Source organism: Streptomyces sp. RKAG293, assembly GCF_023701745.1.
In the GTDB taxonomy this organism is placed as follows: domain Bacteria; phylum Actinomycetota; class Actinomycetes; order Streptomycetales; family Streptomycetaceae; genus Actinacidiphila.
This window is the reverse complement of record NZ_JAJOZB010000001.1, coordinates 6,126,426-6,140,444: the sequence shown is the minus strand read 5'-3', so window position 1 is coordinate 6,140,444 and position 14,019 is coordinate 6,126,426. Positions and strand designations below refer to the sequence as shown.

At 70.9% G+C, this 14,019-nt stretch carries 14 protein-coding genes; 10 read left to right on the top strand and 4 right to left on the bottom strand.

Translation table 11 applies throughout. From position 1 onward, the window contains the following. Window positions 1–5: 5 nt before the first annotated feature. A complete protein-coding gene (locus LNW72_RS27370) occupies window positions 6–335 on the bottom strand; it encodes an MTH1187 family thiamine-binding protein (protein WP_250977778.1) in 330 nt (109 codons plus the stop codon). Further along, on the bottom strand, window positions 332–673 hold the full coding sequence (locus tag LNW72_RS27365; RefSeq protein ID WP_138357140.1) for a DUF3817 domain-containing protein: 342 nt from the start codon (window positions 671–673) through the stop codon (window positions 332–334). The genes LNW72_RS27370 and LNW72_RS27365 overlap by 4 nt, the downstream gene beginning before the upstream one ends. 185 nt (window positions 674–858) lie before the next feature. On the opposite strand from LNW72_RS27365, the gene LNW72_RS27360 reads away from it, so the two are divergent. From LNW72_RS27360 to LNW72_RS27340, 5 genes are all read left to right on the top strand, one after another. After that, window positions 859–1,668 (top strand): DUF2127 domain-containing protein, encoded by an 810-nt coding sequence (locus LNW72_RS27360; protein ID WP_250977777.1) that lies wholly within the window; start codon window positions 859–861, stop codon window positions 1,666–1,668. A gap of 2 nt (window positions 1,669–1,670) precedes the next feature. After that, window positions 1,671–2,309, top strand: a complete 639-nt coding sequence (locus LNW72_RS27355) for an AIM24 family protein (protein ID WP_138357143.1) — start codon at window positions 1,671–1,673, stop codon at window positions 2,307–2,309. Beyond that, window positions 2,309–2,959 carry an AIM24 family protein gene (locus LNW72_RS27350; RefSeq protein ID WP_138357144.1) on the top strand — a complete coding sequence of 217 codons (651 nt, stop codon included), beginning with the start codon at window positions 2,309–2,311 and terminating at the stop codon, window positions 2,957–2,959. The genes LNW72_RS27355 and LNW72_RS27350 overlap by 1 nt, the downstream gene beginning before the upstream one ends. 5 nt (window positions 2,960–2,964) lie before the next feature. Beyond that, entirely contained in the window at window positions 2,965–3,753 is a 789-nt protein-coding gene (locus LNW72_RS27345; protein WP_250980333.1) for an AIM24 family protein, read from the top strand. A 92-nt stretch (window positions 3,754–3,845) separates the two neighbouring features. Continuing rightward, window positions 3,846–4,319 (top strand): MarR family transcriptional regulator, encoded by a 474-nt coding sequence (locus LNW72_RS27340; RefSeq protein ID WP_250977776.1) that lies wholly within the window; start codon window positions 3,846–3,848, stop codon window positions 4,317–4,319. 167 nt (window positions 4,320–4,486) lie between these two features. On the opposite strand, the gene meaB is transcribed toward LNW72_RS27340, so the two are convergent. Together meaB and LNW72_RS27330 are read right to left on the bottom strand one after the other, a co-directional pair. Next, window positions 4,487–5,440: a methylmalonyl Co-A mutase-associated GTPase MeaB gene (gene meaB / locus LNW72_RS27335; RefSeq protein ID WP_250977775.1), complete on the bottom strand. Its 954-nt coding sequence runs from the start codon at window positions 5,438–5,440 to the stop codon at window positions 4,487–4,489. Window positions 5,441–5,510: 70 nt separating this feature from the next. Continuing rightward, a complete protein-coding gene (locus LNW72_RS27330) occupies window positions 5,511–6,686 on the bottom strand; it encodes an acetyl-CoA C-acetyltransferase (protein ID WP_250980332.1) in 1,176 nt (391 codons plus the stop codon). Between the two features lie 163 nt (window positions 6,687–6,849). Here LNW72_RS27330 and mce point away from each other — a divergent pair, with 163 nt between their 5' ends. The 5 genes from mce (at window position 6,850) to LNW72_RS27305 (ending at window position 13,954) form a co-directional block, all read left to right on the top strand. Next, window positions 6,850–7,278, top strand: coding sequence for a methylmalonyl-CoA epimerase (gene mce, locus LNW72_RS27325; protein ID WP_138357147.1), 429 nt, complete (start codon window positions 6,850–6,852; stop codon window positions 7,276–7,278). Between the two features lie 175 nt (window positions 7,279–7,453). After that, entirely contained in the window at window positions 7,454–11,005 is a 3,552-nt protein-coding gene (scy, locus tag LNW72_RS27320) for a polarized growth protein Scy (protein ID WP_374117334.1), read from the top strand. Between the two features lie 103 nt (window positions 11,006–11,108). Further along, window positions 11,109–12,047, top strand: coding sequence for a cellulose-binding protein (locus tag LNW72_RS27315; protein ID WP_138357149.1), 939 nt, complete (start codon window positions 11,109–11,111; stop codon window positions 12,045–12,047). A 114-nt stretch (window positions 12,048–12,161) separates the two neighbouring features. Then, complete coding sequence (locus LNW72_RS27310) at window positions 12,162–13,181, top strand: ABC transporter ATP-binding protein (protein WP_250977774.1); 1,020 nt, start codon at window positions 12,162–12,164, stop codon at window positions 13,179–13,181. 2 nt (window positions 13,182–13,183) lie between these two features. Next, window positions 13,184–13,954, top strand: a complete 771-nt coding sequence (locus tag LNW72_RS27305; protein ID WP_250977773.1) for an ABC transporter permease — start codon at window positions 13,184–13,186, stop codon at window positions 13,952–13,954. Window positions 13,955–14,019 lie beyond the last annotated feature (65 nt).

The following is a 14,019-nucleotide window of genomic DNA, read 5'->3' as shown; positions in this document are numbered from 1 at the left end:
GTCCCTCAGCTCCCGGCGGCGGGATCCGCGGCGGGGTCCGCGTCGGGGGCGAGGTACCGCTCGACGGTCTCGACCTTCGACGTCATCCCGTCCGTCACGCCGGGCCGGATGTCGGCCTTCAGCACGAGGGAGACGCGCGGCGCACGGGCCTCGACGGCGGCGACGGCGCGCTTGACGACGTCCATCACCTCGTCCCACTCGCCCTCGATGGAGGTGAACATCGCATCGGTGCGGTTCGGGAGACCGGACTCCCGGACGACGCGGACGGCGTCGGCGACGTACTCGCCCACGTCCTCGCCGACGCCCAGCGGGGAGACCGAGAAGGCGACGATCACGCGACGACGCCTTCCTGGCGGGCACGGGCGGCGATGATCTCCGACTCGGCCTCGCGGCGCAGCATGCGCTCGGCGAAGAAGCCGCCGGTGGGGAGCACGGACAGCACCGCGTAGAGCGCGCCGCGGCCCAGCGTCCACTTGGCCCGGTACCAGGCCAGGGCCCACAGGACGACATAGAGGACGAACAGCACTCCGTGGACCATGCCCATGACCGGGACGGCGTTGAAGTCGGTGGTGCGCTTCAGGATCGAGCAGAGCAGCAGCAGCAGGAAGGAGACCGCCTCGGGGGCGGAGACCAGGCGGAGCCGGCGCAGGGCGGAGGCGGTCTTGATGTCCACGGATTCCTCATCATCGACGGGGGCGGTTCTTGTGAACGTGATCACAAAGCCCGTCCATTATCGCCGCCTCCTCCCCCGGACCCCGCCCCGGGGGTCGAGAACCGCACGGAGGGCGATAGCGTCCCCCTCCACGTAGAACACGTGAATGACACCGACGGACGACAACAAACGGGGGAACGGGACCCATGAAGTTCGACTGGGACCGGCGCCACTGCTCGCGCCGGGGCCACATCACCTACGCGCCGGACGAACGCCATCTGCGCGAGCGGCTGCACGCCACCACGTCCGTCGGCGAGGTCTGGCGCTGTCTGCGCTGCGGTGACTTCGCACTGGGCGAGCCGCACGGCTCGGGGCCGGCCGACCAGGCACCCGAGGTACCGCGCGGGCGGGCGCTGCGCGATCTGTTCATCCTGCGGTTCCTGGCGGTCGAGCGGCTGGTGCGCGGCGTCTTCATCGTGCTCGCCGCGTGGGCGGTGTGGAGGTTCAGCAACTCCCAGGACTCCGTCCGCAAGCTCTTCGAGGACCAGCTCTCGGTCTTCGGCCCGGTCGCCAAGCACTTCCACTACGACCTGGACCACTCCCCGGTCGTCGACACCATCCGCAAGACCTTCGACTACAAGCACTCGACGCTGGTGATCGTCGCCGTCGCGCTGCTCGTGTACGCGCTGATCGAGATCGTCGAGGCGTTCGGGCTCTGGTGGGGCAAGCGCTGGGCGGAGTACCTGACGGTCGTCGCGACCGCCGCGTTCCTGCCGCTGGAGGTCTACGAGCTGACCGAGAAGGTCAGCTGGGTCAAGGTCGCGACGCTGACGCTCAACGTGCTGGCGGTGCTGTGGATCGCGCTGTCGAAGCGGCTGTTCGGGCTGCGCGGCGGCGTCGAGGCGTTCGAGGCCGAGCGCCGTGGCGCTTCGCTGCTGGAGGTCGAGGTCGCCGCCGGGGAAGAGCCTGTTCGCCCGATTCCGGTGACGGCTCCCGCACGGACGGATAGCGTCTGACCGTGGCCATGTTCCGATTGCAGGGCAGCAAAGTACTCGCCGTGGAGATGACCGGCGACGCCGTCAAGGCGAAGAACGGCGCGATGGTGGCCTACGACGGCCAGATGGCGTTCAAGAAGATGTCCGGGGGCGGTGAGGGGATCCGCGGCATGGTGACCCGCCGGCTGACCGGCGAATCCATGGAGGTCATGGAGGTGAAGGGGCACGGCACGTGCTACTTCGCCGACCGTGCGAGCGAGATCAACCTGGTGCGGCTGAACGGCGAGAAGCTCTACGTCGAGGCCAGCAACCTGCTGGCGACCGACCCCGGGCTGCGCACCGGCACCACCTTCACCGGGCTGCGCGGCGCGAGCCAGGGCAACGGCCTGTTCACCACGACCGTCGAGGGCGTCGGCCAGGCCGCGATCACCTCGGACGGTCCGGCGATCGTGCTGCGGGTCTCGGCGGGCATGCCGCTGCAGGTCGACCCGGGCGCTTACGTGGCGCACACCGGCAATCTGCAGCAGCACTTCCAGACCGGCATCAGCTGGCGGACGGTGATGGGCGAGGGGTCCGGGGAGAGCTTCCAGATCCGTTTCGAGGGCGAGGGGCTGGTCTACGTGCAGCCCAGCGAGCGCAACACGATCGGGGGACAGCTCTAGTGCCGTTCACCAAGATCAATTCCAAGATGGTCGAGGCGCAGATCCTGCCCGGCCAGCGGCTGTTCAGCCAGCGCGGCGCGATGCTCGCGTACCGCGGCGAGGTGTCGTTCACACCGAACATCCAGGGCGGCCAGGGCGGCATCGCCTCGATGATCGGCCGGCGGGTCGCCAACGAGGCGACACCGCTGATGACCGTCGAGGGCCAGGGCTCGGTGATGTTCGGGCACGGCGGCCACCACATCCACACCATCGATCTGAGCGGCGAGACGCTCTACGTCGAGGCGGACCGGTTGCTGGCCTTCGACGGCACGCTGCAGCAGTCCACGATGTTCATGGGCTCGCAGGGCGGCGTCATGGGCGTGATCCGCGGCCAGGTCACCGGCCAGGGGCTGTTCACCACCACACTGCAGGGCAAGGGCTCGGTCGCCGTCATGGCGCACGGCGGCGTCATCGAGCTGCCGATCACCCACCAGGGCCCGGTGCACGTCGACCCGCAGGCGTACGTCGCGCACCGCGGCGACGTGCGCAACAAGCTGTCCACGGCGCTGGGCTGGCGGGACATGGTCGGGCGGGGCTCGGGCGAGGCGTTCCAGCTGGAACTGTCGGGCCAGGGCACGGTGTACGTACAGGCGTCGGAGGACAAGCTGTGACCGCGATGGCCGGTGGGCCCGTCATTCACGATCCGCGCACGCTGCCGGTCGACGACAACGTCAACCCGTACGCGTTCAGCGTCGAGCTCAAGGGACAGTGGTTCCTGCAGAAGGGGAAGATGATCGCCTATTACGGGCAGATCGACTTCCACGGCATCGGCAACGGCCGGCTCGACCGGCTGGTCGCCGCCAACTTCCACTCCCCCATGCACGCGTCGGACTGGGTGGTCGCCGAGGGCCAGGGCAAGCTGCTGCTCGCGGACCGGGCGTACGACGTCAACTCGTTCGACCTGGAGAACGGCAACCTGACCATCCGGTCGGGCAACCTGCTGGCCTTCCAGCCCGGCCTCGCGCTGAAGCAGTCGATCATCCCCGGCTTCCTCACCCTGATCGGGACCGGCAAGTTCGTCGCCGCCTCGAACGGGGCGGTGCACTTCGTGGAGCCGCCGATCCGGGTGGACCCGCAGGCGCTGGTCGGCTGGGCGGACTGCCCCTCCCCCTGCCACCACTACGACCACGGCTACATGCGCGGCGTCCTCGGCGGCCTGCGGGCGCTCACCGGGATCGGCGGGACCTCGGGCGAGGAGCACCAGTTCGAGTTCGTGGGGGCAGGACAGGTGCTGCTGCAGTCCACCGAGGTCCTGATGCCGGAGACGGCGACCGGCGGCGTGCCGGCCTCCGCCGGGCCCGGCGTGCCGGGCGCGGGGGTGCCGGGGGCACCGGGCGGCCAGCAGGGACAGGTGCCGCGGCTGCCCGGTCAGCTGGGCGATCTGCAGCGGCGCTTCGGGCTCTGAGGGGTGTGGCCGGAGGGCGTTCGTTCCGGGCTGTGACCGGTTGACTACGGGGCCCGTTCATACGGTTTTCAACTACCTGTAGAATTCAACCCATGGAGACTGAGAACGGCACCAAGTGGCTCACCGAGGACGAGCAGCGCGCCTGGCGCACACATCTCGACGTCAGCCGACTGCTGATGCACCAGCTGGAGCGTGACCTGCAGCCGTTCGGCCTCACCAACAACGACTACGAGATCCTGGTCAATCTCTCGGAGTCCGACGACCGGCGCATGCGGATGAGCGATCTCGCACGCGTCACTCTCCAGTCCAAGAGCCGGCTCTCCCACCAGATCACCCGGATGGAGAGCACCGGCCTGGTCCGCCGGGAGAACTGCGAGTCCGACCGGCGCGGGCTGTACGCCGTGCTCACGGAGCTCGGCTGGGACACGATGCGGAAGGTCGCGCCGCACCACGTGGCATCGGTCCGGGAGAACTTCATCGGGCTGCTGCCGGCGGAGGACCTGGCGGCGCTGCACAAGGCGCTGCTGCCGATCGCGGAACACTTGCGCTCGGCGCGCGGCCGGTAGTTCCTGACGGTGGCTGGACGGGTCGGGGCCGGGCTCTCCGGCGCGGGGTTCCGAAATCGACTATTTACGGGCCTGGCGGCCCACAAATAGCTCGGCAGCATTTCGGAACCCCGCGCCTGCGATCCCGGCCCCTCGCGTCACTGCCCCGTTGAGGTGACGGTGGGGCCCTACGCCTGCGTGACGCTCTCGATCAGTTCGTCCGCCGCGGTGTACGGATCCAGGCGGCCCGTGATGATCCGTTCCGCCAGGGCGTCGAGCCGCTGATCGCCGTGCAGGTCGCCGATCCGCTCGCGCAGGGCGGTGACCGCGATGTTCTCCACCTCGTTGGCGGCACGCCGGCGGCGGCGGGCGTCCAGGACGCCGTGCTCCTCCATCCAGGCGCGGTGCTTCTCCAGAGCCTCGACGACCTCGTCGATGCCCTCGCTGCGGGCCGCGACCGTCTTCACGATCGGCGGGCGCCAGTCCCCCGGGCCGCGCGACTCGCCCAGCCCGAGCATGTGGTTCAGCTCGCGCGCGGTGGAGTCGGCGCCGTCCCGGTCGGCCTTGTTGACCACGTAGACATCGCCGATCTCCAGGATCCCGGCCTTCGCGGCCTGGATCCCGTCGCCCATGCCCGGCGCCAGCAGCACCACGCAGGTGTCCGCCTGGGCGGCGATCTCCACCTCGGACTGCCCGACGCCGACCGTCTCGACGAGGATCACCTCGCAGCCGGCCGCGTCGAGCACCCGGATCGCCTGCGGCGCCGACCAGGCGAGGCCCCCGAGGTGGCCGCGGGTCGCCATCGAGCGGATGTAGACGCCGGGGTCGGAGGCGTGCTCCGACATCCGCACCCGGTCACCGAGCAGCGCGCCGCCGGAGAACGGCGAGGACGGGTCCACCGCCAGTACTCCGACCCGCTTGCCGCGCTTGCGGTACGCGGTGACCAGCGCGGACGTGGAGGTGGACTTGCCGACGCCCGGCGAGCCCGTCAGGCCGACCACGTACGCACCGCCGGACAGCGGCGCGAGCGCGGCCATCACCTCCCGGAGCTGCGGGGACGCCCCCTCCACCAGCGAGATCAGCCGGGCCACGGCCCGCGGCCTGCCCTCCCGCGCCTGCTCGACCAGCGTGGCGACGTCCATCGCTTCGCGCTCCTTCTTCTTTGGGGCTCGGTTCGCCGCCGGTGGGTGGTGCCGGTTGCGCCTTCTCCGGCTACTTGCCGGGGACGCGGATGATCAGGGCGTCGCCCTGGCCGCCTCCGCCGCAGAGCGCCGCGGCGCCCGTTCCGCCGCCGCGCCGCTTGAGCTCCAGCGCGAGGTGCAGGACGACCCGCGCCCCGGACATCCCGATCGGGTGACCCAGGGCGATCGCACCACCGTTGACGTTCACCTTTTCAGGTGTCACGCCGAGGTCCTTCATCGACTGCACGGCGACCGCGGCGAACGCCTCGTTGATCTCGATCAGGTCCAGATCCTGCACGGTCAGACCGTCCTTGGCCAGCGCGTGCGCGATGGCGTTGGAGGGCTGGGACTGCAGCGAGTTGTCCGGGCCCGCGACGTTGCCGTGCGCGCCGATCTCGGCGATCCACTCCAGGCCCAGCTCCTCGGCCTTCGCCTTGCTCATGACGACCACCGCGGCGGCGCCGTCGGAGATCTGCGAGGAGGTGCCGGCGGTGATCGTGCCGTCCTTGGCGAAGGCGGGGCGGAGCTTGCCGAGCGATTCCGTGGTGGTCTCGGGGCGGATGCCCTCGTCCTTGCTGAAGATCACCGGGTCGCCCTTGCGCTGCGGGATCTCGACGGGGGTGATCTCGGCCTCGAACAGGCCGTTCTTCTGCGCGGCGGCGGCGCGCTGGTGGGACTGGGCCGCGATCTCGTCCTGGGCCGCACGCCCGATGCCGAGGCGGGTGTTGTGCTTCTCGGTCGACTCCCCCATCGGAATGTTCTCGAAGGAGTCGGTGAGGCCGTCGTAGGCCATCGCGTCGAGCATCTCGATCGCGCCGTACTTGAAGCCCTCACGGGACTTCGGCAGCAGGTGCGGGGCGTTGGTCATCGACTCCTGGCCGCCGGCGACGACGATGTCGAACTCGCCGGCGCGGATCAGCTGGTCGGCGAGGGCGATCGCGTCAAGGCCGGAAAGGCAGACCTTGTTGATCGTCAGGGCCGGGACGTTCATCGGGATGCCGCCCTTGACGGCGGCCTGGCGGGCCGGGATCTGGCCGGCGCCGGCCTGCAGCACCTGGCCCATGATGACGTACTGCACCTGGTCGCCGCCGATCCCCGCGCGGTCCAGCGCCGCCTTGATCGCGACGCCCCCGAGGTCGGCGCCGCTAAAGGATCGCAAGGATCCGAGCAGCCTTCCCATGGGAGTTCTGGCACCTGCGACGATCACGGACGTACGTGGCTGGCTCATGGTGCGGCCCCTTCAGCAGAGGAAGAGAGAAGTTAACGAGGGTTACCGTCAATGTACTGAGCGGTAAGCGCGCGGTCATCGGGCGGAACGTGTGATCGCGCGCACGTTGCGTTACCGGGTCAGGTAGCGGTGCACTGTTCCCATGCTGACTCGCATCGACCACATCGGTATCGCGTGCTTCGATCTCGACGCCACCGTCGAGTTCTACCGCGCCACGTACGGCTTCGAGGTCCACCACTCCGAGGTGAACGAGGAGCAGGGCGTACGGGAGGCCATGCTCAAGATCAACGAGACCTCCGACGGCGGCGCCTCCTACCTCCAGCTCCTGGAACCGACCCGCGAGGACTCCGCGGTCGGCAAATGGCTGGCAAAGAACGGCGAGGGCGTGCACCACATCGCCTTCGGCACCGCGGACGTGGACGGCGACGCCGCGGACATCGCGGGCAAGGGCGTCCGCGTGCTCTACGAAGAGCCGCGAATCGGCTCCATGGGGTCACGGATCACGTTCCTGCACCCCAAGGACTGCCATGGTGTCCTCACCGAGCTGGTCACCGCCGCCAAGGACCACTGACCCCAGCCCCCCTTGGGCCGGTAGAGTGGCCCAGCCGACGGGTGGGCGTGGGGTACCGGCCCGCTCCACGGCGTGGATCAGACACACTTCTCCGTAGGGCTCTGTGCAAACAGGGCTCCGGAGAGTCTCACCCGGTTGGCGGGTGAGAACGCCAGGGGACGGATGGGACCGCGGAGTGCGGGGCAACGACCGCTACGAGGCCGACGATCACCTCTCGCTGTTCGAAGCTGAGATGGAGCGGCTTCGCACCGAGCGGGGTAAGGCCGTCGAGCACGCCGACGACCTGGGCTACCAGGTCGAGGTTCTGCGCGCCAAACTTCACGAGGCACGCCGCAATCTCGCCGCCCGCCCCGCCTACGACAACATCGGCCACCAGGCCGACCAGCTGCTGCGCAACGCCCAGATCCAGGCGGACCAGCTGCGCACCGACGCGGAGCGCGAGCTGCGCGAGGCGCGCGCCGCCACCCAGCGCCTGCTGCAGGAACAGGCCGAGCGGCAGTCCCGCTTCGAGGCCGAATGGCATGCCGAGGCCGTCGCCCGGCGCCGTCAGCTCGACGAGGAGCTGGGCGAGCGCCGGGCCACCGTCGAGACCCACGTCAACGAGAACGTGGCCTGGGCCGAGCAGCTGCGGGCCCGCAGCGAGTCCCAGGCCCGCCGGCTGCTGGACGAGACCCGCGCCGAGTCCGAGACGGCGCTCGCCGCCGCCCGCGCCGAGGCGACCCGGATCGCCGAGCAGACCCGCGAGCGGCTCACCGCCGAGGCGGAGTCAGCGAAGTCCGAGGCCGAGCAGCTGCTGCGGCGGGCCAGGACCGACGCGGAACGGCTGCTGAACGCGGCCTCCAACCAGGCGCAGGAAGCCAGCAGCCAGGCCGAACAGCTGCGGACGTCCACCCTCAGCGAGTCCGACGCGGCCCGCCAGGAGGCCACCGAGCTCACCCGGCTCGCCCAGGAGCGGATGCGCGAGGCCGACGATTCGCTGCGCGAGGCCCGCGCGGAGGCCGACCGGCTGCGTGAGGAGGCCAACACGGCCGCCTCGAAGCGGCTGTCCACGGCCGAGGCCGAGAACGAGCAGCGCACCCGTACCGCCCGCGCCGAGATCGCCCGCATGGTGACGGAGGCGACCAAGGAGTCGGAGGCCGCCAAGGCCGAGGCCGAGCAGGTCCGCGCCGACGCGGTCGCCGAAGCCGAGCGGGTCCGTGCCGAGGCCCAGGAGACGGCGCGGTCCGCCGCGTCCGAGGACGCCGCGGCGCAGCTGGCCCAGGCGGCCAGGAGCGCCGAGGAGGTGCTGACGAAGGCGTCCCAGGACGCCCAGTCCACCACCCGGGCGGCCGCCGAGGAGGCCGAGCGGATCCGCGGCGAGGCCGAGGCGGAGGCCGAGCGGCTGCGCGGCCAGGCCGAGGCGTCGGCGCAGGAGCTGCGCGGCGCCGCGCAGGACGACACCGAGGAGTACCGGGCCAAGACCGTCGAGCTGCAGGAGGAGGCGCGCAGGCTGCGCGGCGAGGCCGAGCAGCTGCGGGCCGACGCGGTCGCCGAGGGCGAGCGGATCCGCGGTGAGGCCCGCCGTGAGGCCGTCCAGCAGATCGAGGAGGCCGCCAGGACCGCCGAGGGCCTGCTGGCCAAGGCGAAGGCGGACGGCGACGAGATGCGCCAGGGCGCGTCCACCGAGTCCGACCGGATGCGGGCCGAGTCCACCGAGCGTGCCTCCGCGCTGAACAAGAAGGCCGAGGAGGCCCTGGAGCGGGCCCGCGCCGAGGCCGACGTGCTGCGCGGCGAGGCCGAGCAGCAGGCCGGCCAGGTCAAGGAGGACGCCGAGGCCGAGGTGCTGCGGCAGCGCGGCGAGGCCGAGCAGACCGTGCTGCGGCTGCGTGCCGACGCCGAAGCGGACCTGGTGCGGCTGCGCGAGGAGGCCGAGCAGCGCGTCACCACCGCCGAGCAGGCGCTGCGCGACGCCCGCGGCGAGGCCGAGCGGCTGCGCCGCGAGGCCGCCGACGAGGCGGAACGGCTGCGGAACGAGACCGCGGAGCGGGTCCGGGTCCTCCAGGAGCAGGCCGAGGCCGAAACGGTACGGCTGCGTGACGAGGCCGCGGCCGACGCGTCGCAGACCCGCGCCGAGGCCGAGACGATCGCGGTGCGGCTGCGTACCGACGCCGCGACCGAGGTCGAACAGCTGCGCGCCGAGGCGCAGGAGACCGCGGACCGGCTGCGCGCGGAGGCCGCCGCGGCCGCCGAGCGGACCGGCACCGAGGCCGCCGAGGCGCTGGCCGCCGCCCAGGAGGAGGCGGCCCGCCGCCGCCGCGAGGCCGAGGAACTGCTCGCCGCCGCGCGCGGCGAGGCCGACCAGGAGCGGTCCCAGGCCCGCCGCGAGAGCGAGGAACTGCTCGCGTCGGCCCGTACCCGGGTCCAGGAGGCCGGGGTCGAGGCCGACCGGCTGGTCGCCGAGGCCGAGTCGCGGGCCACCGAACTGGTCGCCGCCGCCGAGCAGACCGCTCAGCAGGTCCGTGACGCCGTCGCGCATCTGCACGAGCAGGCCGACGAGGAGATCGCCGGACTGCGGTCCGCCGCCGAGCACGCCGCCGACCGGCTGCGTACCGAGGCCCAGGGCGAGGCCGACCGGCTGCACGCGGACGCCAACTCCGAACGGGAGCGGGCCGCCGAGGACGCCGCGCGGGTCCGCCGCGACGCCAAGGAGGAGACGGACGCCGCCAAGTCACTGGCGGAGCGCACCGTTTCCGAGGCGATCGAGGAGTCCGAGCAGCTGCGCACGGAGTCCCGTGACGACGCCAACCGCCGCCGTACCGAGGCCGCGGGCCAGGCCGACCAGCTGATCACCAAGGCCCGTGAGGAGGCCGAACGTCTCGGCATCCTGGCCAAGGACGCGCTGGACACCGCCGAGCGCGAGTCGGAGGCGACCCGCGCGGAGGCCGACCGGATCCGCGACGAGGCCCGCGAGGCCGCCAACCGCCGCCGCAGCGAGGCCGCCGAGCAGGCGGACGAGCTGATCGCGAAGGCGCAGGCCGAGGCGGTGCGGATCGGGGCGGCCGCCGAGGAGCAGTCCGACACGATGGTCGGCGCCGCCCGCACCGAGGCCGAACGGATCTTCGCCGAGGCGACGCTGGAGTGCAACGGACTGGTCGAGCGGGCCCGTACGGACGCGGACACCCTGCTCGGCGAGGCGCGCCGGGACGCCACGTCGATAAGGGAACGCACCGAGGAACTGCGCAACCGCGTCGAGTCCGAGGTCGAGGAGCTGCACGAGCGGGCCCGCAAGGAATCCTCCGAGCAGATGCGGACGGCCGGCGAGCGCGTCGACAAGCTGGTCGCGGCCGCCACCGAGCAGCTCACCGAGGCCGAGGCGAAGGCCGAGGAGCTCAAGTCCACGGCCTCGTCCGAGGCGAGCAAGGTACGGATCGCCGCCGTGAAGAAGGCCGAGGGGCTGCTCAAGGAGGCCGAGCAGAAGAAGGCCGACGCGGATCGGGATGCGGAGCGGGTCAAGGGGGAGGCCCGGGCCGAGGCGGAGCGTACGGTCACCGAGGGCAAGCGCGAGTTGGAGATCCTGGTGCGCCGCCGACAGGACATCAATGCCGAGATCTCCCGTGTCCAGGACGTCCTGGAGGCGTTGGAGTCATTCGAGACCCCAGGAGCCGGGAAGAACGCGGTGACCGCCGGTGCGGGGGCCGGAACCACCCGTTCGGGGGGCAAGCGCAACGACGATGCTCCACTCGATTGAGCGGACATTCTCCATACCTAATAGGCAATGGCTCGGTGACACGCCGTCCGGGCCCCTAGGATTCCCCCTATCACCTCACCCGGTCTGAATTGACAGGAACCCCATGAGTGACACCTCCTCCCCCTTCGGCTTCGAACTCGTTCGGCGCGGATATGACCGCGGTCAGGTGGACGACCGCATCACCAAGCTCGTCGCCGACCGTGATAGCGCACTGACCCGGATCACCGCGCTGGAGAAGCGCATCGAGGAGCTACACCTCGAGACCCAGAACGCGCAGGCGCAGGTCAACGACGCCGAGCCGTCGTACGCCGGCCTCGGTGCTCGCGTCGAGAAGATCCTCCGCCTCGCCGAGGAGGAGGCGAAGGACCTTCGTGAGGAGGCCCGCCGCGCGGCCGAGCAGCACCGCGAGCTCGCCGAGTCCGCCGCCAACCAGGTGCGCAACGACGCCGAGACCTTCGCCGCGGACCGCAAGTCCAAGGCCGAGGACGAGGGCGCCCGGATCGTCGACAAGGCGAAGTCCGACTCCACGCAGCTGCGTGGCGAGGCCCAGAAGGACGCCCAGGCCAAGCGCGAGGAGGCCGACGCCCTCTTCGAGGAGACCCGTGCCAAGGCCGCCCAGGCCGCAGCCGACTTCGAGACGAACCTGGCCAAGCGCCGCGAGCAGTCCGAGCGTGACCTGGCGTCGCGTCAGGCCAAGGCCGAGAAGCGCCTGGCGGAGATCGAGCACCGCGCCGAGCAGCTCCGCCTGGAGGCCGAGAAGCTCCGTACCGACGCCGAGCGCCGCGCCCGCCAGACGGTGGAGACGGCCCAGCGCCAGTCCGAGGACATCGTCGCGGACGCGAACGCGAAGGCCGACCGGATCCGCAGCGAGTCCGAGCGCGAGCTGGCGGCGCTCACCAACCGCCGCGACAGCATCAACGCCCAGCTGACCAACGTCCGCGAGATGCTGGCCACCCTCACCGGTGCGGCGGTGGCCGCCGCCACCGGCCCGGCCGACGAGGAGCCGATCTCCCGCGGCGTCCCGGCGCAGCAGAGCAGGTAACACCACAAAGCGGGCACACCCCTCCCGCTGATCCCCCATCACCAGAAGCCCCCGTCCTCCTCGGATGGGGGTTTTTGGCGTGACGGAGGCCCGGTCGGACATTACGTTGGGACAATGATTGAACTGCAGGGGCTCACCAAGCGGTACGGGGACAAGACCGCTGTCGACCACCTCACGTTCACCGTGCGCCCCGGCGTGGTGACCGGCTTCCTCGGGCCGAACGGGGCGGGCAAGTCCACCACCATGCGGATGATGCTGGATCTGGACAACCCGACCGCGGGCGATGTGCGCATCGACGGCAAGCACTACCGGGAGCTCAGCGAGCCGTTCAAGTACATCGGCGCCCTCCTGGACGCGAAGGCCATCCACGGCGGCCGCACCGCGTACAACCATCTGCTGTGCCTCGCGCAGTCCAACCGCATTCCGGCCTCCCGGGTCGACGAGGTGCTGGAGACCGTCGGCCTGTCCTCGGTCGCGAAGAAGCGGTCCAAGGGCTTCTCGCTCGGCATGGGCCAGCGGCTCGGCATCGCGGGCGCCCTGCTCGGCGACCCCGAGATCCTGATGTTCGACGAGCCGGTCAACGGGCTCGACCCCGAGGGCATCCACTGGATCCGCAACCTGATGAAGGATCTGGCCGCCCAGGGGCGTACGGTCTTCGTCTCCAGCCACCTGATGAGCGAGATGGCGCTGACCGCCGAGCACCTGGTCGTCATCGGCCAGGGCCGGCTGCTCGCGGACACCTCGATGGCCGACTTCATCGCGACGAACTCCCGCTCGTACGTCCGGGTCAGGACCCCTGATCCGGAGCGGCTGCGGGACGCGCTGGCCGCCGCGCAGATCACCCCGGTGGTCACCGGCGACGGCTCCTTCGAGATCGAGGGCGGCGATCCGGCGCGGATCGGCGAGCTGGCCGCGAAGCACCAGCTGACCCTGCACGAGCTGAGCCCGCAGCGGGCCTCACTGGAAGAAGCCTTCATGCAGCTCACCGCCGACTCGGTGGAATACCACGCGGGCGGGCACCTCGCCGGTGACCCGGCCGGTGCGGTACCCGTCACGGACCCCGCCGCCCCGCAGTGGGGCGCCGGCTGGTCCGGCGGCAAGGACAGCACCCCCAGCACCGGAAAGGAGTCCTGACCATGGCGGCTCCCGGCGCGGTCCTGCAGTCGGAATGGACCAAGATCAGGACGGTACGGTCCACGGTGTGGACGCTGGCGCTGGCGTTCATCGTCACCGTCGCGCTCAGCGCGGTCATCTGTCTGGTCATCAAGAGCACCTTCAGCGACATGTCGGAGGGCGACCGGGCCACCTTCGACCCGACGAGCTCCAGCTTCGCGGGGATGGCACTCGGTCAGCTCGCGCTGATCGTGTTCGGTGTCCTGGTGATCGCCAGCGAGTACAGCTCGGGCATGATCCGCACCTCCCTCGCGGCGGTCCCGCAGCGCGCCTCGTTCTACTTCTCCAAGGTCGTCGTCGCCGGGGCGCTCGCGCTGGTGGTCGGCATGGCCACCAGCTTCATCTCGTTCTTCCTCGGCCAGGCGCTCCTCGGCAGCCACAAGGTGACGATCAGCGACCCGGGCGTGCTGCGCGCGGTGTTCGGCACCGGGCTCTACATGACGTTCCTGGTGCTGTTCTGCGTGGGCGTCGCGACGATGCTGCGCAGTCCGATGCTCGGCCTGGGCATCCTGATGCCGTTCTTCTTCCTCATCTCACCGATCCTGTCGGCGGTGCCGAAGGTGAAGACGGTGGCGAAGTACTTCCCCGACCAGGCCGGCCAGCAGATCATGCGCGTGGTGCAGGAGGACAACCCGGCACCGTACGGCCCGTGGGCCGGGCTGGGAATCATGGCGGTCTGGGTCGCCGCCGCCCTCATCGGCGGCTACGTGGTCCTGAAGAACCGCGACGCGTGAGCGATACCGGCAGGGGTACCGGAAGTACACCCCTGCTGGAACCGTTCATGCCCCTGTAGCCTCCT